This window comes from Novosphingobium sp. ST904 (assembly GCF_001298105.1).
Lineage (GTDB): Bacteria > Pseudomonadota > Alphaproteobacteria > Sphingomonadales > Sphingomonadaceae > Novosphingobium.
In genome coordinates, this window is the sequence record NZ_LGJH01000122.1 from 1 (window position 1) to 22,685 (window position 22,685).

Annotated in this window: 15 protein-coding genes and 3 pseudogenes; 9 read left to right on the forward strand and 9 right to left on the reverse strand. The window is 64.5% G+C overall.

All coding sequences use genetic code 11. The features are described from left to right. Positions 1–306 precede the first annotated feature (306 nt). Positions 307–1,047 (forward strand): response regulator transcription factor, encoded by a 741-nt coding sequence (locus ADT71_RS06230; RefSeq protein ID WP_054435814.1) that lies wholly within the window; start codon positions 307–309, stop codon positions 1,045–1,047. Positions 1,048–1,104: 57 nt separating this feature from the next. On the opposite strand, the gene ADT71_RS06235 is transcribed toward ADT71_RS06230, so the two are convergent. Further along, positions 1,105–2,031: a formylglycine-generating enzyme family protein gene (locus ADT71_RS06235; protein WP_054435837.1), complete on the reverse strand. Its 927-nt coding sequence runs from the start codon at positions 2,029–2,031 to the stop codon at positions 1,105–1,107. Positions 2,032–2,185: 154 nt separating this feature from the next. Next, a complete protein-coding gene (gene rlmN, locus ADT71_RS06240) occupies positions 2,186–3,460 on the reverse strand; it encodes a 23S rRNA (adenine(2503)-C(2))-methyltransferase RlmN (RefSeq protein WP_054435838.1) in 1,275 nt (424 codons plus the stop codon). A gap of 330 nt (positions 3,461–3,790) precedes the next feature. Here rlmN and ADT71_RS06245 point away from each other — a divergent pair, with 330 nt between their 5' ends. Continuing rightward, a complete protein-coding gene (locus ADT71_RS06245) occupies positions 3,791–4,471 on the forward strand; it encodes an outer membrane protein (RefSeq protein WP_054435839.1) in 681 nt (226 codons plus the stop codon). A 71-nt stretch (positions 4,472–4,542) separates the two neighbouring features. Here the strand turns inward: ADT71_RS06245 and ADT71_RS35495 are convergent, their stop codons facing one another. The 3 genes and pseudogenes from ADT71_RS35495 to greB form a co-directional block, all read right to left on the reverse strand. Beyond that, positions 4,543–4,842 (reverse strand): hypothetical protein, encoded by a 300-nt coding sequence (locus ADT71_RS35495; protein ID WP_369818187.1) that lies wholly within the window; start codon positions 4,840–4,842, stop codon positions 4,543–4,545. Positions 4,843–5,095: 253 nt separating this feature from the next. After that, positions 5,096–5,626: a YgcG family protein gene (locus ADT71_RS06255; RefSeq protein WP_054435815.1), complete on the reverse strand. Its 531-nt coding sequence runs from the start codon at positions 5,624–5,626 to the stop codon at positions 5,096–5,098. Between the two features lie 48 nt (positions 5,627–5,674). Next, a pseudogene (gene greB / locus ADT71_RS06260) lies at positions 5,675–6,158 on the reverse strand (transcription elongation factor GreB). Positions 6,159–6,282: 124 nt separating this feature from the next. Here greB and ADT71_RS06265 point away from each other — a divergent pair. Next, positions 6,283–7,656, forward strand: coding sequence for a glycoside hydrolase family 27 protein (locus ADT71_RS06265; RefSeq protein WP_054435816.1), 1,374 nt, complete (start codon positions 6,283–6,285; stop codon positions 7,654–7,656). 203 nt (positions 7,657–7,859) lie between these two features. Here the strand turns inward: ADT71_RS06265 and ADT71_RS06270 are convergent, their stop codons facing one another. Further along, positions 7,860–9,785: a lytic transglycosylase domain-containing protein gene (locus ADT71_RS06270; RefSeq protein ID WP_231635650.1), complete on the reverse strand. Its 1,926-nt coding sequence runs from the start codon at positions 9,783–9,785 to the stop codon at positions 7,860–7,862. A 129-nt stretch (positions 9,786–9,914) separates the two neighbouring features. Here ADT71_RS06270 and dapA point away from each other — a divergent pair, with 129 nt between their 5' ends. Next, a complete protein-coding gene (dapA, locus tag ADT71_RS06275) occupies positions 9,915–10,796 on the forward strand; it encodes a 4-hydroxy-tetrahydrodipicolinate synthase (protein ID WP_054435818.1) in 882 nt (293 codons plus the stop codon). Positions 10,797–10,852: 56 nt separating this feature from the next. Here dapA and ADT71_RS06280 read toward each other — a convergent pair whose 3' ends face one another. Both ADT71_RS06280 and ADT71_RS33065 read right to left on the reverse strand, forming a co-directional pair. Beyond that, on the reverse strand, positions 10,853–12,250 hold the full coding sequence (locus ADT71_RS06280) for a S9 family peptidase (RefSeq protein ID WP_231635651.1): 1,398 nt from the start codon (positions 12,248–12,250) through the stop codon (positions 10,853–10,855). A 77-nt stretch (positions 12,251–12,327) separates the two neighbouring features. Further along, positions 12,328–12,792 carry a hypothetical protein gene (locus ADT71_RS33065; protein ID WP_231635652.1) on the reverse strand — a complete coding sequence of 155 codons (465 nt, stop codon included), beginning with the start codon at positions 12,790–12,792 and terminating at the stop codon, positions 12,328–12,330. A 243-nt stretch (positions 12,793–13,035) separates the two neighbouring features. Between ADT71_RS33065 and smpB the strand changes: the two genes are divergently transcribed. From smpB to recA, 4 genes and pseudogenes are all read left to right on the forward strand, one after another. Further along, positions 13,036–13,518 (forward strand): SsrA-binding protein SmpB, encoded by a 483-nt coding sequence (smpB, locus tag ADT71_RS06285; protein WP_054435819.1) that lies wholly within the window; start codon positions 13,036–13,038, stop codon positions 13,516–13,518. Continuing rightward, entirely contained in the window at positions 13,515–14,132 is a 618-nt protein-coding gene (locus ADT71_RS06290) for a DUF2062 domain-containing protein (RefSeq protein WP_054435820.1), read from the forward strand. The genes smpB and ADT71_RS06290 overlap by 4 nt, the downstream gene beginning before the upstream one ends. Beyond that, a pseudogene (locus ADT71_RS06295) lies at positions 14,129–16,621 on the forward strand (ATP-binding protein). The gene ADT71_RS06290 and the pseudogene ADT71_RS06295 overlap by 4 nt, the downstream one beginning before the upstream one ends. Positions 16,622–16,673: 52 nt before the next feature. Continuing rightward, positions 16,674–17,747, forward strand: a complete 1,074-nt coding sequence (gene recA, locus ADT71_RS06300; protein ID WP_054435821.1) for a recombinase RecA — start codon at positions 16,674–16,676, stop codon at positions 17,745–17,747. Positions 17,748–17,844: 97 nt separating this feature from the next. On the opposite strand, the gene ADT71_RS06305 is transcribed toward recA, so the two are convergent. Then, the gene (locus tag ADT71_RS06305; RefSeq protein ID WP_054435822.1) at positions 17,845–19,662 is read right to left on the reverse strand and encodes a DUF885 family protein; all 1,818 of its coding nucleotides are present in this window, start codon (positions 19,660–19,662) and stop codon (positions 17,845–17,847) included. A gap of 221 nt (positions 19,663–19,883) precedes the next feature. Between ADT71_RS06305 and alaS the strand changes: the two are divergent. Then, positions 19,884–22,543: pseudogene (gene alaS, locus ADT71_RS06310) on the forward strand (alanine--tRNA ligase). The last annotated feature ends 142 nt before the right edge of the window (positions 22,544–22,685 follow it).

Below are 22,685 nucleotides of genomic sequence, written 5' to 3' on the forward strand. Positions count from 1 at the left end.
CGCTACACGATATGACCGCTGCCCCACCGTCTTCTTTTCCGCACTCGCCTTGGCTGCAACTGTCCTCTTCTGGCTCTGATCAGTGAGTCCTGAGCCTAATGGTGTGGGGCTAAAAGGGGGACACGCAAGGGGGCTGACCATTCGGTCTGTTCATCCGGTGATTGTCACGTAAAGGTTCATTTCAGGATTTCGAGGTATCGAGATCTTGATGTTCCCTCCTGCATCCGGGTTACGTCAGGGTAATTCAAAAAAATCAATAAGACGTTTTGGGTCGTCCGTATTTCCGCATTCAAGGAGAGAAAGACGATGGCGAATTTCGAAGAAGTCTGCGTGACGATTGTCGGCTTCAATTCCCTTGTCAGAGAGGGAATCTGCAAGATCCTGAATACCTGCGAGTTCAGGTGTTCACGGTTCTTCAAGGACTGCGATGACGTTCTCGCCGGAGAGATCGGCCTTCCGATAGGCCTTACCATTTTCGACATGGGGACCTGTGGGGACCTGCTGGCAAGCCTGCCGGCGCTGAAGGATCGGCATCCCTACATGCGCGCTGTGCTGCTGGCCGACGAATTCGAATTCGGCCAGATGGTGGAAGCGTTCCAGCTTGGCGCTCATGCCTATCTGCTCAAGGAGATCGGTTCCGAGCCGCTCATCGAATCCCTTCGCTTGGTTAACCAGGGTGAAAAGGTACTGCCCAGCGCCCTGCTTCAGCACCTGCCGCAAAAGCAGGTCATGTCGGAAGGCCAGGCCGAAGTGCAGGTTCAGCTCAGCGAACTGCTTTCCGAACGGGAAATCGATACGCTGCGCTGCCTTGTGATGGGCTATCCCAACAAGGTGATCGCCTATCGGCTGGACATCAGCGAAGCCACCGTGAAGGTCCACGTGAAGGCGATCCTGCGCAAGCTCATGGTCCAGAACCGGACCCAGGCGGCAATCTGGGCGGTAAACCAGGGTGTCATCACGCAAGTCGGCGAATTCCGCGAAACGGCGGATTACGTGCCTGTCGAAGAAGTCAGCCGCGCTCCGGTGTCACTGGCGCTGGCACGCTGACATCGAGCATGGCCGGGGGTAACGCCCCGGCCTGCTGCCTCCGCGAAACCGGAGGCTTCAGCTTTCCCGAACCACGCAGCGAAAACCGATATGCGTCGTGGCCGTGTCGATCATCTCGGGATGGCGCGCGGCGGGGCGATAGCGCTGGCAGTAGTTCGCCGCGCAGAGGTGGGATCCTCCCTTGATGACCTTGCGCCCGATCCGCACCATCGGCTGGGCGGGGTCGAAGCTGTCCTTGAGCTTGCCGCCGCGCGGATTGCTCAAGGCGCAGCAGGAACCGCCGGATTTCTTCGGCGCTTCCGGGCGCTCGGCCCACCAGTCGCGCGTCCATTCCCAGGTGTTGCCGATCATGTCGTGAAGGCCGTAGCCGTTCGCGGGGAAGGACCGGACCGGCGAAGTGCGTTCCCAGCCGTCGAGGCACTGGTTGGCAAACGGGAACAGGCCCTGCCAGTAATTGGCCATCATCCTGCCGTCGGGCGCGAGTTCGTCGCCCCAGGCATAGTCGGCGTTTTCGAGACCGCCCCTGGCGGCGAATTCGAACTCGGCCTCCGTCGGCAGGTCCTTGTCCGCCCACTGCGCATAAGCTTCGGCATCGGCGTAGGCGACATGGACGACCGGATGATCCCAAAGACCAAGCGCATCGACATCGCTGCCCGGTCCGAGCGGATAGCGCCATGAGGCGCCGAATTCGAAGCTCCACCAGTTTGCGGGATTGGCCGTATCCACCGGCGTCGCGGTCTTGCGGAAAACCAACGATCCGGCTTGCGCCATTTCCGGCGACATGCCGGGATAGTCCCTGGGATCAGGGGCGATCTCCGCCACGGTCACATGGCCGGTCGCCTCGACGAAGCGGGCGAACTCGCGATTGGTGACGGGCACTTCGTCGATCCAGAAAGGATCGACAGTGACTCGCCGCAGGGGTGCTTCCTCGGGGTAGAACCTTTCCGAGCCCATCGTGAAGGTGCCGCCGGACACGCGGATCATGCCGTGCAGGCGCTCGCCGACTTCGGCCGAAGTCGGGGGCAGGGTCTGGGTCATTCAGGAGCCTCTCTGTCGATCTCTGTCCTCTCTAGGTTCTTGCCACCGCCAAATGCGTATTGTCAAAGCGAGCCGGGAGACGGTGCGGATCGACGCCGGCTCAGCCGAGTTCCTTTTCCTTCTCGGCGTAGAGCCGTTCCAGTTCGGCGCGGCTCTTCTTTTCGGCGGCGGTCTTGAGCTGGCCGCAGGCCGCGTCGATATCGCGTCCGCGCGGGGTGCGGACCGGTGCGGAGATGCCGCCCTTGAACACGATGTCCGAGAACGTCCTGATCCGGTCCGGCGTCGAGCACTCGTACTGCGCGCCGGGCCAGGGGTTGAACGGGATCAGGTTGACCTTGGCCGGAAGGTTGTACTTCTTCAGCAGGCGGACCAGTTCGTGCGCGTCGGCGTCGCTGTCGTTCTTGTCCTTGAGCATCACGTATTCGAACGTGATGCGGCGCGCGTTAGAGGCACCGGGATAGTCGGCGCAGGCCTGGAGCAGGTCCTCGATGCCGTACTTCTTGTTGACCGGCACGATCTCGTCGCGGACTTCCTTGGTCACCGCATGGAGCGAGACGGCCAGGTTCACGCCGATTTCCTCGCCGCAGCGGGCCATCTGCGGGATCACGCCCGAGGTGGAGAGAGTGATGCGGCGCTTCGAAAGCGCGAGCCCGTCACCGTCCATGACCAGCTTGAGCGCGTCGCGCACGTTGTCGAAATTGTAGAGCGGCTCGCCCATGCCCATCATCACGATGTTGGTGAGCAGGCGGCCGTCCGAAGTGTAGCTGCCTTCCTCTTCGTCGTCAGCCGCATCCGCGCCGTCGATCCCGTCGCCGAAGCTGAAGTCCATGCGGCCCTTGGGCCATTCGCCCAGCGCATCGCGGGCCAGCATGACCTGGCCGACGATCTCGCCCACCGTCAGGTTGCGCACGAGGCGCATGGTGCCGGTGTGGCAGAAGCGGCAGTTGAGCGTGCAGCCGACCTGCGAGGACACGCAGAGCGTGCCGCGATCGGCATCGGGGATGAACACCATTTCGAAATCATGGGCGTCCGCCGTGCGCAGCAGCCACTTGCGGGTGCCGTCGCTGGAGTGCTGGGCTTCGACGATTTCCGGGCGGCCGATCACGAAGCGTTCTGCCAACCAGGGGCGCATGGTCTTGGCGATGTCGGTCATCGCCTCGAACTCGGTGACGCCGCGGTGGTAAAGCCAGTGGTAGACCTGCTTGGCGCGCAGCTTTGCGGCCTTCGCGTCAAGCCCGGCGCTTTCGAACAGTTCCGCGATCCGCTTCTTCGGCAGGCCGATCAGGTCCAGCCGGCCGTCCTCGCGCGGCGTGACCCCTTCGACGAGGTTGGGGCGGGGTACCGGCACGGGGTCGATATGGCCCGGGATCGGCATGGGGGCGCCGGAATGGGAAACTGGGCCGGTGGCGCCGGAAAGGGTGTGGGTCGCGTCTGCCATGATTGGGCGGGCATATAGTGCATCCGGGATAAAAACGGAAGATGCGCGCGCATGGGGGCTCGCGCGAACTGCCGCAAAGCTTGCCGGGTTCCCGCCGCCGGGCGCTTGCCGGGGGCGCTCCGTCGATCAAGTGTGACCGAAAAACATCAGTGTTTTCGTTGTGTTAGGTTCAGGAAACCGAGCCCCCATGACGATCATTTGACCAGTCCGGACGGGCCGGTCGCCATCAACGGATGCCCGCCCGAGAAAACAAGAATGGAGCATCCCATGAAGAAGATTCTCGTCTGCCTCGCCCTTGGAACCGCTGCCGGTACCGCCATCGCATCGGCTCCCGCCATGGCGCAGGATACCGGCCCGGCCCAGCCTTTCTCCGGCTTCCACGTCGAGGCGCTCGCCGGTTACGATGTGACCAAGGCCGGCAGCAGCGTCGATGACGACGTCAATGTCGACAATGACCAGTCGATCGACGGCTTCGCCTATGGCGTCGGCGCCGGCTATGACTTCCGCTCGGGCAACCTCGTCTTCGGTCCGGAAGCCGAAGTGACCTGGTCGACCGCCAAGACGAAGTTCAACGACGGCGATTTCGAAGGCTTCGGCATCGGCAACGTCAAGGCCAACCGCGACCTCTACGTCGGCGCCCGCGTCGGCTACGTCGTCACCCCCAGCACCATGATCTACGCGAAGGGCGGCTACACCAATGCCAAGTTCGACGTGCGCAACGCGGTCGGCACGGTCGAGACGAACCGCGATATCGATGCCGACGGCTGGCGGATCGGCGCGGGTGTCGAGCAGGCGATCACGAACAACGCCTTCGTAAAGCTCGAATATCGCTATTCGAACTACGAGAAGGGTGAGCTCGACTACACCGGCGACATTCCGGACGGCAACCGCTTCAACCTCGACACTGACCGTCATCAGGTCATGGCCGGCGTCGGCGTTCGCTTCTGAGCCGCATCTAGATGCAGGAGAGAGGGCGGGGGCGAAAGCTCCCGCCTTTTTCGTTGCGGTGGCGGAGCGGCCTATGGCAGTTTGGCGCAGCCGATCAGGGCGGCGTCCATCGCCGAGGCCGCACCCGAAAGAGGCCAGGCATTGACGAAGCGTTTGCCCTGCCGGTCGCGCGCGGTGACGGTCATGCGCGGGGCGGAGCGCATGGCCGCGACGATGGCGGCATTGTCCTGCTCGTCGCGTCCCCAGGCATCGCCTTCACCCGAAGCGAGGATGAAGCGCTGTCCGCCCAGCGAAAGGGTGACTTGCGTGCCTTGCGCGATCCGCGCGACAGCCGGAAATGCACTTGCCCGCGCGCGCCGCGCCGGGGCCATGTGCCGATCGCCGCGAAAGGCTGGTATTCCCGCGCCGCCGTGCTGGGTTCGGCCATGGCGATGGCATAGCAACGCGGGATCACCGGGTCGCGAAATGCCCCCCAACTGGCGTAGATTCCCAGACTTTCGCGTGCGAGCGCCGGAACACCGGGCAGGGCCAGAGCGAGGCAGGCAGCGGCGGCGGCCAGGTGGCGGAAGCGGATGACAGGCATTGAGGGCGGCTCATGGCACGAAAGCGGCACGCCCGAAAGCCTCAGTGAAGACGGGCGATCAGCGCCGAAACGCCAGCCTCCAGGCCGCCGTCATAGTCGCCTCTGCGAAAATGCGGCACCATCTCCTGCTCCATGATTTCACTGCAAACCGTATCGGGAAGTTGCTCGGTCATGCCTTTGCCGATCTCGATCCTTGCGCCGCGTTCCCGAGGCGCGACCAGCACGATGATTCCATCGTTCACGCCCTTCCGGCCGATACCCCAGCGGTTGCCGAGTTCCCGGGTGTAATCGGAGATCGTCTTTTCACCTAGCGACGGTGTGGTCACGACCACGAGTTGATGACCGGTGGTGCGTTCGAGAGCTTCGGACAGGCGGGTCAGGCGTTCCTCGGCATCGGATGTCAATGCTCCGGCGGCATCGTTCACTCGCCCTTGCAGGGTCAGCGGCGCACCGGAGGGTTGCTCGGTCGATGCGGCAAAGGGCGCGCCCGTCGCATCGGCATCGCCTTTGCAGCCGAGGGTCATGAGCAGGGACGCACCCAGGAGGAGGCCAGCGAAGCCGCGAAATTTCATGAAGAAATTCTGATCGGGCCAGAGGCAGCCGTCAAGCTGCCGGCACGATCAGGCTTGCGGGTATTCGATTTCCATGACTTCCCATTCCTTCTCGCCGGAAGGCAGGCGCACCATCTTCAGGTCGCCCACGGCGGCGCGCGCAGGGCGCGGGCGTCGGCGCGCTCCAGCCGATCCGGCCCTTGGCAGCGTCCTGCTCGTCGTCGCCGACGATGGTGAGGGTCTTGTGGTTGTCGTCCTCGTCGGCGATGGTAACCGTGGCGCCGAAGAACACTTTGCCGCGCTCGGTCTGGTCCGCCGGGTTCACCACCCGCAGCGCCTTCATGCGGCGGGCGAGGTAGCCCAGTTCTCGGTCGATCTCGCGCATGCGCTTGCGGCCGTAGAGATAGTCACCGTTTTCCGAGCGATCTCCATTGCCCGCCGCCCAGGACACGATCTCGACGATCTCCGGGCGTTCCTTGCCGAGCAGGTGGTCGTAGCGGGCACGCAGCGCGGCCATGCCTGAAGGCGAGATAGGAGGACCGGCAGGTTTCATGACGAGATCCTTATAAAGCATTGCCGGTCCGGCCAAGTTCCTGATCCGCTTCGTCACCGGCTTGCGCGAAGTCTATTAGTCCGACAAAAGAGCGGCGAAGACGTACCGGGAATTGAGGATCAAGATGGATATTTCACGCCGCACTGCCTTGCTCGCCGCCGCTTCCGCGCCGCTGGCCGGGCTCGCCGCGAAGGCCGGCGCCCAGAACGGCGCACCGCAGGCGATCCTCGAACCGGCGCCCGGCGCCGCGCTCGCCCCGCGCCCACCGATGGGCTGGAACAGCTGGAACAGCTTCGCCGGGACCATTACCGAGGCGCAGGCGCTCGAAACCGCAGCGATCATGCGCACCAAGTTGCTGCCCTTCGGTTACGACGTCTTCACCGTCGACATCCAGTGGTACGAGCCGGAGGCCAGGAGCTACACCTACAACGCCAACCCGGTCCCGGCGCTTGACGCTCACGGCCGGATGATCCCCGCACCGAACCGCTTCCCGTCGTCAAAAGGCGGCAAGGGCTTTGCGCCGCTGGCGGCCAAGGTCCACGCCATGGGCATGAAGTTTGGCATCCACGTCATGCGCGGCATTCCGCGCCACGCCGTGAAACTCAACCTTCCGGTGCTCGGCACCAAGCTGCGCGCGCAGGATATCGCCGACACCTCCAGCGTGTGCTCGTGGAACCCCGACATGTACGGCGTCGACATGAGCAAGCCCGGCGCCCAGGAATACTACGACAGCATCTTCAAACTCTATGCCTCCTGGGGCGTCGATTTCGTCAAGATGGACGACATGAGCCGACCATACGATGCCCACGCGCCCGAGATCGAGGCCGCTGCCAAGGCCATCGCCCGCTGCGGCCGACCCATCGTGCTCAGCCTCTCCCCCGGCGAGACCCCGGTCCTGCGCGGTGCCCACGTTCGCCAGCACGCACAGATGTGGCGCATTTCCGACGATTTCTGGGACGAATGGGCACAGCTCCACGCCCAGTTCACCCGCCTCGAAAACTGGACGCCGTTCCGTGGTCCCGGCTCCTGGCCCGATGCCGACATGCTCCCCCTCGGCCGCCTCGCGCTGGGAGACCGCGACACCCGCTTCACCCCCGACGAACAGCGCACGCTGATGACGCTCTGGTCGATTGCCCGCTCGCCGCTCATCATGGGGGGTGACCTGCGCCACCTCGACGTGCCGACACTGGCGCTGCTGACCAACCGCGAGGTGCTGGCGGTGAACCAGTCAAGCACCGACAACGCGCCGCTGTTCCTCGACGACGGCACCAAGGTCTGGACCGCGCGCGCGGAGGGCGGGGCGGATCGCTACGTGGCGCTGTTCAACGTAGCGGACCAGCCGCGCGAGGTGGGCGTGGCGCTTTCGCTGCTTGGTCTCGGTCGGAGAGCTTCGGTGCGGGATTTGTGGGAGGGCAAGGACCTTGGCCAGGTCGAAGGGCGCTTTTCGGCGCGGCTTGCTTCGCATGGGGCGGGGCTGTTCAGGGTGAAGGGCATTTAAACAGAGGAAGTCCTGGGGGATGATCCCCCAGACCCTCAAAATGTCAGAGTCGCGCGCGGCTTGACGTTTTGCGCTCCCTGCGGCGCAGCCAATAAGTCTCCCGACGCGACCATGGGCGCGCAGCGGATAGGTTGGGTATGACCGAGACGGTATTGGGGGTGCAGGGGGGCTATGCTCCCCTGCTTCTTGAAGCTTTTAAAACTTCACCCCGGCGACCGCTTCCCGATGAGCTGCGTAAGCGGCGTATTCCCGCGATAGCCCGACTGGCTCGGATACATCGATTCGTAGACCACGGCGTTCTCCAGCACGCGCTGGATGTAGTTCTTGGTCTCGTAGATGGGGATCTGCTCCAGCCAGTCGATCCAGTCGACCGCGCCGGTGCGCGGGTCGCCGTTGGCCGCGAGCCACTTGTTCACATTGCCCGCGCCGGCGTTGTAGGCGCCGACTGCCAGCGGCAGCGAGCCGCCGAAGTAGTTGCGCATGCGGGTGAAGTAAGCATCGCCGAGGCGGATGTTGTAGCTGGCGTCGCTGACCAGCTGGTTTTGGTCGTAGGCCATGCCGAGCTTGCCCGCCTGTTCGCGCGCGGTGGCGGGCATCAGCTGCATCAGGCCGCGCGCGCCGGCGTGGCTGAGCGCGTTCTGGGCGAACTGGCTTTCCTGCCGGGTGAGGGCGTGGACCATGGCGAAATCCGCGCCCGGCGGTACCGGGATCAGCGGATAGGCGATCTGTCCGAAGTCCTGGTATCCGTCGGAATGGGCGCTCTGGCCGAGGATGACGGCGAGATCGCGGCGGCCGATCTGCTGCGCCAGTTCGGCTACGAGGACGTGGTCGGCCTGGCTTTGCGCCTGATCCGAAATCTCTCGGAAGAACTGGACGGTGGTGCGCCAGTCGCCGTCGCGGGCAACATCGCGCACCGCATTGGTCAGCGGCTTGGCGAAGAAGGCGGAGCGTTCGGCCGGAGTAGGTACGGCGCGGGGGCGGGTGTCGAGATTGGGCAGGGGACGGCTCAGGCGTTCCAGCGCGAGCTGGCCGTAGAAATAGTGCGGGTAGGCGGCCGCCATCTCGAAGTAGCGATTGGCGCCTGCCGTGTCCCCGGCGCGGGCCAGCGCGCGGCCGGCCCAGTAGAAGCCCTTGGAGCGGGTGCCGGGCGTCTGCGCGGCGGCGCCATAGCGATAGAACAGCGGCGCGGCGCGGCGGGCATCGCCCAATTGCCACAGCGCCTTGGTGCCGCCCAGCCAGACAAGCGTCGTGTAATCGTCGCGCAGGCGATAGGAGAGCTGGCTGATATCGGTGCCGGGCGGAAAGGCATCGTCGATCCCGCTGGCGATGCGCACGGCGGCATCGGCGCCAGCGCCCTTCGCGGCGGTCAACAGTTCGCGCACCCACTTTTCCGGTTCGGGAACGGGGGATGTCAGCGTTGGACGAGTGGACAGGAGCGAGATTTCGGCAGGTAGATTGCCGGTTTTCCGCGCCTGAACCGCACGGGCATAGATATATCCGGCGTCGGCATTCATCTGCGGCGTCAGCGCGAGGCCGAGCGATCCCGCCGGCGAGCCCTGAAGCATCGCCAGCCGTTCCATGAACAGGGCGCGGCGTTCGGCCGAGACGAAGGAGACCTGCCGTTCGGCCTGGGAGGTTTCGCTCTGCCAGAGCAGGCGGTCCATCCGCGCGTCGTGATCGGCGGCGGTCAGGGTTCCGCGATATGTGGCGAGAATCAGCGCTTCATCATTGGGCGACAACGTGCCGCCCCGCCACGCCGCGATAGCACGCGCCTGCGCATCCGGGCGGCGCAGCGTGGTCAGTGCCGCGGCATAGCGACCGGCTGCCTGATTGGAGAGTGGGGGATAGCGGCTGAAGAACGAGACGACCGAATTGGCGTCGGGTGACTGGTTTATCAGTGCGCGCTCTGCCGAAGCGCGAATCTTGTCGGCTTGCGGATAGCCGGGATAGGTCATCAGGAAGCTGGCATAGCTGCCGAAATCGAACTGATCGGACGCTACAAGCTGGCGCCAGCGGTCGATCGACTGGTGCACCACCATGTCGTGCGACTGCATCGCACGGGCCTTGGCGAGATCCCATTCACGACCGTCCTGCGCGGCTGCGGGGCTCCCGAAAACGATGCCAGACAAGGCGGTCGAAGCAAGCAGGAGAGGGGGGCGGCACGCTGCATGCTGGACATTTTGGGAAAAGGCTCCTTATCAGGCGCTGAACATCGGGTCCGTTGGCCCGATCATTGAACATCAGGTGAGGTAAAGTCCATGTTCTCGGGTTCCATTCCTGCGCTTGTTACACCGTTTCGCGACGGAGCGTTCGATGAGCAGGCTTTTCGGCGACTCGTGGACTGGCAGATCGAGTCGGGGTCTTCCGCGCTCGTTCCCTGCGGGACCACCGGCGAAAATTCGACGCTCTCGAACGCCGAGCATCACCGCGTCATTGAAGTCTGCATCGAACAGGCCGCGGGCCGGGTGCCGGTGATCGCGGGTTGCGGCAGCAACGACACGATGAATGCGCTGCTGCACATGAATTTTTCGAAGAAGTGCGGTGCATCGGCCGCGTTGCTGGTGGCGCCCTACTACAACCGCCCGAGCCAGGACGGTCTGCTGGCCCACTTCAGCTACCTTGCCGAACACAGCGATCTGCCGATCGTGCTTTACAACGTTCCCGGCCGCACGGTCACTGACCTGCTTCCCGAAACGGTCTGCGAACTCGCGCGGCGCTATCCCGACCGGTTCATCGCCATCAAGGATGCCAGCGGCGACCTGTCGCGCGTGACCGATCACCGCATGGGGATCGGCAAGGGCTTCGTGCAGCTTTGCGGCGACGATGAACTGGCCCTGCCGTTCAACGCGGCCGGCGGCGTGGGCTGCATCTCGGTGACGGCGAACGTCGCGCCGAAGCTCTGCGCGGAATTCCAGGCGGCCTGCGCGGCCAACGACCTCGAAGAGGCGCGCCGCCTTAACGACCTGCTCTATCCGCTGCACTATGCGATGTTCGAGGACAGCTCGCCCGGCCCCTGCAAGTATGCCCTGGCGCAGGTTCATGACTGGATCGAGAACGAACTGCGCCTGCCGCTGGTCCCTTGCAGCGAAAAGGCACGCACGGCGGTGGACGAAGCGCTGGTCCACGCCGGTCTGCTCTGAACGAAGGCATGATATCCCAGGGCCCCCGGATCGTTTCCGGGGGGGGTCTGGACGGCTCAGTCCGCCGGGTTATATTTCTGCACGAAGCGCATGGTTTCCAGCAGCATGCGTTTGCGCGTTTCCTCACGGGACAGCCAGTGGTCCTCACCCGGAAGCGTTACCAGTTCATAAGGCTTACCCGCGTCCTTGAGCGCTTCCGCCATGGCCTGGCTCTGGCGATAGGCGACCACGGTATCGTCCTTGCCGTGGATCAGCAGGACCGGCGCATCGGCCTTCGCGGCGAACCGGCGCGGTGAAACCTCGCCATAGCGCTTCGGATCGCCGAGCTGTTCGCGCAGCGCCTTGCCGAGCATCTTGGAATCGCCGCTCTCCCGCACATCGGTGCTGTACATCATCGGAAGGTCGGCGACGCCTGCAACGGCCACGGAACAGCGATAGAGCCCGTTCTGGAGCGTGACCCCCGCCAACGCCGCATAGCCGCCATAGCTTGCGCCGACGATGCAGGCGCGCCTCGGATCGACCAGCCCGCGCTTTGCCAGTTCCGCGACGCCGTCCGAAATGTCGGTCTGCATCTTCCGGCTCCATTCGCCGTCGCCAGCATGGCGGAACGCGTCCGATCGCCCTGTCGAGCCCCGGAAATTGGGTTGGAATACCGCATATCCGCGTGAAGCGAATGCCTGAGCCCACCAATCGAATTCGGGCTTGTCGTGTGCGGCCGGGCCGCCATGGGGCAGCACGATCAACGGGAGGTTCCTGGCTTCGCGGCCGGGAGGCAGGGTCAGGACCCCGTCCATTTCCAGCCCGTCCTGCGCGGCATAATTGACCAGCGAGATCGGGCCGACCTGTTCGGGCGCGATCTTGGGGTGCTCATCGCCGATGGGGTCCGCGCGCCGATTGGGTACGTCGACGAGGAACCAGGTGCCGCTGTCCTTGTTGCCGGTGGTCCTTACGACCACCTTAGAAAAGTCCGGCGTCCAGTCTACCAAATGGGCTTCGCGGCCGGAGAACGCGCGGAATATCCGGGTCAGCGCACTCTGGTGGGCGGGATCGTCCATTACGGTCTTCCGGCTTTCCCCCGACATCCGGTAGCCGATCATGTTGCCGGTGCTGCGATCGACGAACAGCCGTTCTATGGCGATATCGTTCAGGATTTCCCTGGACTCGCCGCCGTCCAGCGGGACTTCGAACCAGCGGTCGTTACCGTCCTCGTCCTCGACCTGGTAGATCACGGTCGAGCCGCCCTTGCCGAAGGAGACGAGGCTGACGTCGCCGGTCGGGTCCACGCCGCGCGCCAGTTCCTGTCCCTTGGCCGGGGTGATTTTCCAGACGCCGGTGGTTTCCGAGATGTCCAGGGTCACGGCAACGTTGCCGGCCGCATCGACCAGCCAGTCCCGATAGTGATTTTCGGCCGGTGCCGCGGCGGCAATCCGCGCTCGATTGGTCTGTATGTCCACCGCGTAGAGTGTGGCGCGGCCATGGCGGAAGCGGGTTTCCCCGCCATCGACGTCGAGCGCGAGGCCGCCGAAATAGCCTACGGTGCGGCGGCGATGTTGCGGATGCCGTAGCGGCCTCGCGTGGTCTTCGCGATGGCCTGGTTCTTTGCGAAGACAAGGCCGGATTCGTTGCCCGGCTTCATGGGCAATATGATCGTGCCGCTGAGTTCGTATTTTGCGGCAGCGAAGCCGAAGAGCGAAACCGTGCTGCTGTTGGTCAGCAACACGGTATCACTGTCCGCCCATTCGATGGCGCGCACCTTGGTCTTGCCGGACGAACCGTTCAGCAGGGGCTTGCCGTCCTTCATGACAATGACGCGGCGATCGCCTTCGTCCTGCGCGACGGTGGCGATGGACTGGCCGTCAGGTGAAATGGCAACGTCTTCGATTCGAGGTAGTTCTCCATAGGCATCGAGCGGCGGTGCTTCCGGCGCAGCCATGGCATGTGCTGGATCAAGAACAAGCAAGGCGGACGGCAGAACCGACCGGAGCAGCATTTTCACGTATATATCCCCCATTTGTTCTTGGTTTTTCCGAGGGAAATTCCCCTTTGCAAGGGTGATTTACTGGTCACTAGGCGTTAAATTGCATTCATCTAAGGCCAAATACTTAGGTTCGTTCAACCGGGCGGGCCGGGGAGCCGAACGCCTGACCGGGCGGCGGATCGGATGTGGCACACATCATGACGAAAGAGCGCAAACGGGGCGTTTCCTTTTTGCGCGCGAATCCCTACATGCCGGGACATCATGGCACGTCCGCAACACAAGACATTCGACAAGCACAAGAGCGTCGCGGAAAACCGCAGGGCCCGCTTCGAGTACTACATCGAGGAAACCTTCGAGGCCGGCATCGCGCTGACCGGCACCGAGGTCAAATCGCTGCGGTTCGGCGAGGGTTCGATCGCGGAGTCCTACGCCGAGATCAAGAATGGCGAATGCTGGCTGGTGAACTCCAACGTTCCCGAATTCAGCCACGGAAACCGTTACAATCACGTGCCGAAGCGCCCCCGCAAGCTCTTGCTGCACGAGCGGGAAATCTCGCGTCTGCAAGGCTCGGTGGAGCGCAAGGGCATGACGCTCGTGCCGCTCTCGATCTATTTCAACGGACGGGGGCGCGCGAAAGTCGAACTGGCGCTCGCCAAGGGCAAGAACGCGGCCGACAAGCGCGACACGATCAAGGAACGCGACTGGAAGCGGGAGCAGGGCCGCCTCCTGCGCGAACACAAGTGAGCACGCTGCTGCACCGCCTGGGTGCCTGGCTGCATGGCCAGATGCCCACGCATGCGCAGCTTGAGGCGAATCGCTTCACGGCGCCCTTCACGCGCCGCCCCGAACTGTTCCGCTTTACCCGCCGGTCCGTGCCGCGCGGCGTGGCGGTGGGCATGTTCATCGGCATCTTCGCACTGATTCCGGGAGTCCAGATCGTGGGCGCAGCGCTGATGTGCGTGCCGTTCCGCGGGAATATTCCGCTGGCTGCCGCCGTCACCTTCATCAGCAATCCGGTGACGACCCTGCTTATCATTCTCCCCGTGGCGGTCGCGATCGGCAACAGCTTCGGGTACCACGCCGATATCGCGACGGTAGAGGCGATGGTGCGTGAAGGCGCGGGTCTGGCCGAGTGGCGCAACTGGCTTGTCTCCGACACCGCCCCGGCGGTGGTGATCGGCCTGTTCATCCAGTCGGTGGTGGCCGCGTTCGTCAGCTACTTTCTCACGATGTGGTTCTGGCGCTACTGGATCGGGCGCAAGCATCGGGCGCGCCGCCACCGCTCGTTGTTCCGCCATGGCGAGGGTTCGGCGCCCGAAAAGGCCGGCGACACGGAAGGTACGGAAGGAATCGCATGAACGCAGGCCGGCAGCGCATCGGCGGACTTTCCGACACGGCGGTCGTCGGGATCGCTCTGGTGGCGAGCGCGGCGCTGGTCTGGCTGGTGAGCGGAGACGGGTTGCTCGTCTCCGTCCTTGTAGCCGTGCTGATCGCCTTCTCCGCCCTCGCATGGCTGGTGGCCAACCGCCGCCCGCAAGCGGCAGAGACCGAATTCGCGCAGCCCGACTGGTCGGTTACGGTGGCAGCGATAGACCGTTCCGACACTGCGATCGTGGTCACGGACCGGGCCGGGCGGCTCGCCTGCGCCAATGGCAGCTTCGAGCTGTGGTTCGGTACCGCTAATCCCCCGCCCAGGCTGCCGGTGGACGATGCCGGCCTGGAGCGTCTCACCGATGCCGTGCGCGCGGCTTGGCGGGACGGGCACGCCCGCGCCGACGTACGTTCGGAAGGCGATCACGCGGCCGACTGGCGTGTGGAAATCCAGCGCTCTGGCCGGGCCGACGACTTTCTGGTGTGGCGTATCCAGCCGGTCAGCTCGGTTGACCTCGTGGGGGAACTGGTCCGGCAGATAGACGGAAAGCTCGGCAAAGGGCTGGCCCGCGCCGGGATTTCGGCGGCGCTCGTCGATCCTGACGGCATGATCCGCGCAGCGAGCGCGGGCTTTGCCCAGCGCGCGACCGGAGACGTGCTGGCCGACATGACCGGCCTGGATTTCGTTTCGCTCATCAGCCAGGACGAGGGCGAACGGATCGGCTGGGCGCGCGATACGGGGCGCGGCGGGCCGCTGGTACTCTATCACGTTCCCGTGGCCGATCCGGATTCGCCCGTCGAACCCGATCCCAACACCACCCCTTCGCTGATGCTGGTGATGGAGGCGGGACAGGGTATTGGCGCTGGCGGCGGCGGTGGAACTGCTGCGCCGCATCTCGAAGCCCTGCTCAGCCAGTTGCCGCTGGGTCTTGCCATGGCCGACCGGGACGGCCGGCTGCTTTTCGCAAACCCCGCCTTCATGCGCGCGGCCGGGCAGGAGGGGCAATCGCCCCCGACTTATCCTACCGACCTGGTCGTGCGGGATGACAAGCGGGCGCTGTCCGAGGCGATACGGCGCTTTGCGCAAGGACCGGCCGCGGCGGCGATATCGCAGTGCGGCTTTCCAGTCAGCCTGACGATCCGGTATCGCTCAGCCTGGCCGGCGTGCGCGGCCTCGGTGAGGCGGCCGTACTGCTAGGCCTTACGGATACTTCGGAGGAAACGCGGCTCAAGCGGCAGGTCGCTCAGGCCACCAAGATGCAGGCCGTTGGCCAGCTCGCAGGCGGCGTTGCGCACGATTTCAACAACGTGCTGACGGCGATCCTGGGCACCTGCGACCTCATGCTGATGCGCCATACGCCCGGCGATTCCGACTATGACGATATCCAGCAGATTCGCGCGAATTCCAATCGCGCGGCGTCGCTGACGCGGCAATTGCTCGCGTTCTCCCGCCAGCAGACGCTGCGGCCCGAAGTGCTCCAGCTTCCCGACGTGGTGGCGGACGTTTCCCAGATGCTGCGCCGCCTGATAGGCGAGAAAATCCAGCTGGTCGTCAGTCACGACCGCGACCTTGGCCCCGTGCGGCGACCCGACGCAGCTTGAGCAGGTGATCGTCAACCTTGCCGTCAACGCGCGCGATGCGATGCAGATGCGCAAGGGCAGCGATGGCTCGGGCACGCTGACGCTCGCCACGCGGCGCATCACCAATACCGACGTGCGCGCGATGCGCAGCGAGATCATCCCGGCGGGCGACTACACCGCGCTCATCGTCGAGGATACCGGCGGGGGTATCCCGCCCGAGCATCTCGGCAAGATCTTCGAGCCTTTCTTCACCACCAAGGAGCAGGGAAAGGGCACCGGCCTCGGGCTTTCGACGGTCTATGGCATCGTCAAGCAGTCAGGCGGCTTCATCTTCGCGGAGAGCGAAGTGGGCAGGGGGACGCGCTTCGTCGTCTATCTGCCGGTCCACCATGTTGCGCCGGGGGCGGCGGCTGCGCCCGCACCGGTAGAGGAGGTGGAGGCCGAGCCCAGCCAGTGGGCTGGCGGCGGCACGATCCTGCTGGTGGAGGACGAGGATCCCGTGCGCATCGTTGCGGAGCGGGCGCTCACCCGGCAGGGCTACGAGGTGACGTGCGCGCGCGATGGCGAGGAAGGTCTTGAACTGGTGCAGGAAGGCGGCCGGTTCGACCTGGTGGTTTCCGATGTGGTGATGCCCTCGCTCGATGGTCCGGCCATGGCGCGGGAGATCCGCCGCATTGCGCCGGACCTGCCGGTGCTGTTCATGTCGGGCTATGCGGAGGAGCAGCTGCGCAAGGAAATCGGCATCGCCAATGCGTGGTTCATGCCGAAACCCTTCTCGGTTCAGCAGCTCTCCGAAAAAGTCGGGGATGTTCTCGCACGCACGGCAGGCGGCGTTAAAAATAGGAAACAAGCCGGTGTTCGCCTCTTGTTCCGTGAGAACAAAGGCGATACATAGCTTCCCGCGACGTTGACCTTTCCGGTCAGGCCGGTAGCAAAGGGGAAGTGACATGGCTGCTCAGCTCAAGCTGATCCAGGAAGGCAAGGAAAAGGACAACATGGACCGTCAGAAGGCGCTCGAAGCCGCGCTTGCGCAGATCGACAAGGCGTTCGGCAAGGGCTCCGCGATGAAGCTGGGTTCCAAGGAGGCGATGCAGGTCGAGGCGATCTCCACCGGCTCGCTGGGGCTCGACATCGCGCTGGGGGTCGGTGGTCTTCCGCGCGGCCGTGTGATCGAAGTCTACGGGCCGGAAAGCTCGGGCAAGACCACGCTCGCGCTCCATGTCATCGCCGAAGCGCAAAAGTCCGGCGGCACTGCCGCATTCATCGACGCTGAGCACGCGCTTGACCCGGTCTACGCCAAGAAGCTGGGCGTCAACATCGATGAACTGATCGTCTCGCAGCCCGATACCGGCGAACAGGCGCTCGAAATCACCGATACGCTGGTGCGCTCGAACGCGATCGACGTTCTGGTGGTCGACTCGGTTGCCGCGCTTGTTCCCCGCGCGGAAATCGAAGGCGAGATGGGCGACAGCCACGTCGGTCTTCAGGCCCGCCTGATGAGCCAGTCGCTCCGCAAGCTGACCGGTTCGATCAGCCGCTCGCGCTGCATGGTGATCTTCATCAACCAGCTGCGCATGAAAATCGGCGTCATGTACGGCAACCCCGAGACGACCACGGGCGGCAACGCGCTCAAGTTCTACGCCTCGGTCCGCCTCGACATTCGCCGCACCGGCCAGATCAAGGACCGCGACGATATCGTCGGCAATGCCACCCGCGTGAAGGTCGTGAAGAACAAGGTCGCGCCGCCGTTCAAGCAGGTCGAATTCGACATCATGTACGGCGAGGGTATCTCGAAGATCGGCGAGATCCTCGATCTGGGCGTCAAGGCCGGCATCGTCGAGAAGTCCGGCGCATGGTTCAGCTACGATTCGATCCGCATCGGCCAGGGGCGTGAAAACGCCAAGACCTATCTCAAGGAAAACGTGGAGATCTGCGACCGTCTCGAAAAGGCGATCCGTGCCCGCACGGCCGGCCTTGCTGAAGAGATGATGGTCGGTCCCTCGGCGGAAGATGCCGAATAAGGCATCGAATTATTGGAAATAAGAAAAACCCCGGTCCAAGCGACCGGGGTTTTCTTTTTGCCCTGCTTTGCCTTGCTTTGCCTTGTGCCGGTCAGCGTCAGGCGTAACGGGCCTTGACCAGCTGTTCGAGCACGGCGAGCGGCAGTGCACCCTTGAGCAGCACCGAATGGAAGGCGCGAGGGTCCCACTTCGCACCGGCCTTCGCGCGGGCCTCGTCACGCAGCTTCACCCACATCGTGTGTCCGATCTTGTAGCTGCAGGCCTGCCCTGGCCAGACAGTGTAGCGATCGATCTCGCCCTGGCTGCGCCCGCGGGCGATGCCGGTGGTCGCGATCAGATAGTCGGTCGCCTTCTCGCGGCTCCAGCGCTTGGCGTGCATTCCGGAGTCCACGACGAGACGGGTGGCACGGAAAAGCAGTGACTGGAGGTAGCCGACCTGGCCAAGCGGATCGCCTTCATACATCCCCATTTCGTCCGCCAGTTGCTCGGAATAGAGCGCCCAGCCTTCGCTGTAGCCGCTGAAGCCACCACGCCGACGGATCATCGGAATATCCTGCGATTCGAGTGCGAGCATGACCTGCAGGTGATGGCCGGGGACCGCCTCATGATGCGTAAGCGTGGCGAGGCCGAACTTCGGCCGGTCAAAAGTATCGCGCAGGTTTATGTAGTAGATCGCAGGGCGTGAGCCATCGAGCGAGGCGTTCTGATAGTAACCGCCCGGCGCGCCGGCCTGGATGGCAGGCGGCACGCGGCGGACTTCGACGGGCGCCTTGGGGAGCGTCGCGAATTGTTCCGAAAGCCGGGCCTGCATCTTGACGATCTGTGCGTTGAGTTCGCCGAGCAGCGAAGCACGGCCCTCGTCGGTGTTGGGATAGAGCTGGTCCGGCCGCTGGTTGAGCGCAACGAGGCGCTCCCCCACGGTGCCTTGGCTCATTCCCTGCTTTTTGAGGATCGCATCGATCCGGCCGCCGATCTCGGCCACCTGATCCAGGCCGAGGCGATGAATTTCCTCGCCGCTCATGCGAACGGTGGTCGCGGCCTCGGCCGCGGCGGTATAATAGGCCTCTCCATCGGGCAGCCGCCAGCAACCGGCATCATGAACGGCTTTTGCGCGCAGTTCGTTCACCAATGCGCGCTGCCGGTCGAGCGCCGGGAACACTTTATCCTCGACGATCCGGGTGGCTTGCACCGCACGTTCCGGCGGCAGGTTCGCCTTGGCGAGCTTGGCCGCGAACCCCGTCACGAGCCCGGTCTCTCCGGCAGACTTGTCCCGAAGGGCGGCGAACTGCCTGAGCGTGGTGTCGAGAATATAGTCCGGGGCATACACGCCCCGCGCAGCATCCTCGCGCTGTCTCTCGCTTTCCTGATCCAGAACGGTTGCGAATGCGCCGAGCCGTGCCAGATAGGCATCGGCGTCTTCGGCGCTGTTCACACGGTGCTGGGTGTCGAGAAAGTCAGGCACATCCTGATAGGCGCCGGTGAGCTGACTGATCAGATAAGGTGTGAAGCGGCCGCCGCTGGAACCGTAAGTGAAGCTTTGCTGCCCGGCGATGCTCCGTTCGAGCTGATAGGTGACGACATCGTAATCGAGCTTGGCATCAGCGCCGAGCCCGCTGCTGCCGATCGCCTTCACCGCTCCGAGTTCGGCGCGGGACCGGGCAAGTTCGCGTGCACTGTCTGCCGTCGAACGGCCCGAAAGCTGCGACTTGAGGGCGGCATTCGCGCCGCTGTCGAGCCCGAGCCGCGTGGCGCCTTCCGGGTTTTCTGCCAGGCGGTCTGTGAAAATCCGGTCCAGCAGGGCTCTGAGAGCAGCGTCGCCATTGCGCGATCCGTTGCTGGCGGCGGCCAGCCCGGCCGGCATGCCTGCGACCAGCGCTGCAACGCTGGCCTGGCCCAGAAACGAGCGACGATCCATGAAATTCCCCTTTGAAATCTGTTTTGAGAGCCGGATCGCGCGAACCTAAGCGGGGCAGCGAGGGCAATGCAATGGCATGGGCGCTCGCTGGATGAACTATGCCCCAAGGTCGTTTCCTGTGGCCGTCAGCGCACACCGCTGCCGATTATCGCAAATCTCGACCAGTCTGACCGCAGCAACCGGCTTGCCGCCGCCGCGTCGCTGGATTATCGGCGCGGGTTATGCACACGACCAACGAAATCCGCCGGTCCTTCCTCGACTATTTCGCCAGCAATGGTCACGAGGCCGTCCAGTCCGCGCCGCTCGTTCCTTATAACGACCCGACGCTGATGTTCGTGAATGCCGGCATGGTGCCGTTCAAGAACGTGTTCACGGGCCTTGAAACCCGCGCCACGCCGCGCGCCACGTCGTCGCAGAAGTGCGTACGCGCCGGCGGCAAGCACAACGATCTCGACAACGTCGGCTACACGGCGCGCCACCACACTTTCTTCGAGATGCTGGGCAACTTCTCGTTCGGCGACTACTTCAAGGAACAGGCGATCACGCATGCCTGGACCCTGCTGACCAAGGAGTGGGGCCTCCCGGTCGAGAAGCTGCTGGTCACCGTCTATCACACCGACGATGAAGCCTTCGATCTGTGGAAGAAGGTCGCCGGCCTGCCCGAATCGAAGATCATCCGCATCCCCACGAAGGACAACTTCTGGGCGATGGGCGACGAAGGCCCGTGCGGCCCGTGCTCGGAAATCTTCTTCGACCACGGCGATCACATCTGGGGTGGCCCTCCGGGTAGCCCGGAAGAAGATGGCGACCGCTTCATCGAGATCTGGAACCTCGTGTTCATGCAGTTCGAACAGGCTGCGGGCGAGATCGTCGGCAATCTGCCCAAGCCCTCGATCGATACGGGCATGGGCCTCGAACGCATCTCGGCGGTCATGCAGGGCGTGCATGACAACTACGATATCGACACGTTCAAGGCGCTGATTGCCGCCTCGGAAAGCCTCACCGGCGTTGCCGCCGAGGGCGAGCAGCGCGCCAGCCACCGCGTGATCGCGGACCATCTGCGTTCCACCAGCTTCCTGCTGGCCGACGGCGTGCTACCGTCCAACGAAGGCCGCGGCTATGTCCTGCGTCGCATCATGCGCCGCGCCATGCGCCATGCTCATCTGCTCGGCGCGCGTGACCCGCTGATGCATCGCCTTGTCCCCGCGCTGGTCGCCGAGATGGGCCAGGCCTATCCGGAGCTCGGCCGCGCCCAGCCGCTGATCGAGGAAACGCTGGAGCGCGAGGAAGTGCAGTTCCGTCGCACGCTCGCCAACGGCCTCAAGCTGCTGGACGAAGCGACCGGCGACATGGGCGAGGGCGGCGAGCTCCCCGGCGAGACCGCGTTCAAGCTCTATGATACTTTCGGCTTCCCTTACGACCTGACCGAAGACGCCCTGCGTTCGCGCGGCATCGCGGTGGACCGCGCCGGTTTCGATGCTGCCATGGCCCAGCAGAAGGCTGCCGCCCGCGCCGCGTGGAAGGGTTCGGGGCAGGCCGCCGACAGCGAAGTGTGGTTCGACATCGCCGAGCGCGAAGGCGCGACCGAGTTCACCGGCTACGCCTCCACGACCGGCGAAGGCCAGGTCGTGGCGCTGGTGAAGGACGGCAAGGAGGTCGTTTCGGCCACTGCCGGCGATCAGGTTGTCGTGGTTACCAACCAGACCCCGTTCTACGGCGAATCGGGCGGACAGGAAGGCGATCGCGGTGCGATCGCAGGCGCGAATGGCCTGAAGATCGACGTTGCCGACACCGCGAAGCCGCTCGGCCGCCTTCACGCGATGAGCGGTACGGTCGAGGCAGGCACGATCAAGGTCGGCGATGCCGTGAACCTCACGGTCGATGTCGAGCGCCGTGACGCGGTTCGCGCCAATCACTCCGCCACGCACCTCCTTCATGCCGCGCTGCGCAAGCGTCTGGGCGATCATGTTACCCAGAAGGGATCGCTGGTCGCCGCCGAACGCCTGCGCTTCGACTTCTCGCACCCGACTGCCCTCACCGCCGAGGATATCGCTGCGATCGAAGCCGAGGTGAACGCGGAAATCCGTGCGAACGACCCGGTTCTCACTCGCCTCATGACGCCTGACGATGCCATTGGCGCCGGCGCCATGGCACTGTTCGGCGAGAAGTACGGCGATGAAGTGCGCGTTCTTTCCATGGGCCGCACGGCAAAGACCGAAGGCGGCGAGCGCACTTATTCGGTCGAGCTTTGCGGCGGCACGCATGTGCGCGCCACGGGCGATATCGGTGTGTTCCGTATCGTTTCGGAAAGCGCCGTTTCCTCGGGCGTGCGCCGTATCGAGGCTCTGACCGGCGAGGGCGCGCGCCAGTGGCTGGTCGCCCGTGAGGACGCGCTGAAGGGCGCCGCCGGGCTGCTGCGCACCACTCCCGAAGATGTCGAAACCCGCGTCGCCGCATTGCTGGACGAGCGTCGCAAGCTCGAACGCGAACTGGCCGAAGCGAAGAAGGCGCTGGCGCTCGGCGGCGGCGGTGCCAAGGCTGAAGCTGCCGACGAAGAAGTGAACGGCGTGAAGTTCTCGGGGCAAGTGCTCGAGGGGCTCGATCCCAAGGAACTGCGCGGCTGCTCGATCAGGCGAAGCAGCGCATGGGCTCGGGCGTCGCCGCGATCGTCGCGGTGAACGAGGGCAAGGCGAGCATCGCCGCTGCCGTCACCGAAGACCTCACCGGCACGATCAGCGCCGTCGATCTGGTCCGCAAGGGTGTGGAAACGCTGGGCGGCAAGGGCGGCGGCGGCCGCGCCGACATGGCGCAGGGCGGCGGTCCCGACGGCGACAAGGCGGCGGACGCCATTGCTGCGGTGAAGGCCGTTCTGGCAGGATAGTTTTCACCTTGGGGGGCGGATGGGCATGAAAAAGGATAAGCTTGGCTATATTCTTGGCGCTGCGGGAATCTTCCTGCAGCCAGTCCTATTCGCGGAAGGGTGCCTGTTTACGATGGAGTGCACTATCGCGGGGTGCCGGTAG

Coding starts and splice junctions, on each gene's coding strand:
- ADT71_RS06230 (WP_054435814.1), top strand. CDS start 307: ATGGCGAATTTCGAAGAAGTCTGCGTGACGATTGTCGGCTTCAATTCC.
- ADT71_RS06235 (WP_054435837.1), bottom strand. CDS start 2,031: ATGATCCGCGTGTCCGGCGGCACCTTCACGATGGGCTCGGAAAGGTTC.
- rlmN (WP_054435838.1), bottom strand. CDS start 3,460: ATGCCGATCCCGGGCCATATCGACCCCGTGCCGGTACCCCGCCCCAAC.
- ADT71_RS06245 (WP_054435839.1), top strand. CDS start 3,791: ATGAAGAAGATTCTCGTCTGCCTCGCCCTTGGAACCGCTGCCGGTACC.
- ADT71_RS35495 (WP_369818187.1), bottom strand. CDS start 4,842: ATGGCCCCGGCGCGGCGCGCGCGGGCAAGTGCATTTCCGGCTGTCGCG.
- ADT71_RS06255 (WP_054435815.1), bottom strand. CDS start 5,626: ATGAAATTTCGCGGCTTCGCTGGCCTCCTCCTGGGTGCGTCCCTGCTC.
- ADT71_RS06265 (WP_054435816.1), top strand. CDS start 6,283: ATGGATATTTCACGCCGCACTGCCTTGCTCGCCGCCGCTTCCGCGCCG.
- dapA (WP_054435818.1), top strand. CDS start 9,915: ATGTTCTCGGGTTCCATTCCTGCGCTTGTTACACCGTTTCGCGACGGA.
- smpB (WP_054435819.1), top strand. CDS start 13,036: ATGGCACGTCCGCAACACAAGACATTCGACAAGCACAAGAGCGTCGCG.
- recA (WP_054435821.1), top strand. CDS start 16,674: ATGGCTGCTCAGCTCAAGCTGATCCAGGAAGGCAAGGAAAAGGACAAC.
- ADT71_RS06305 (WP_054435822.1), bottom strand. CDS start 19,662: ATGGATCGTCGCTCGTTTCTGGGCCAGGCCAGCGTTGCAGCGCTGGTC.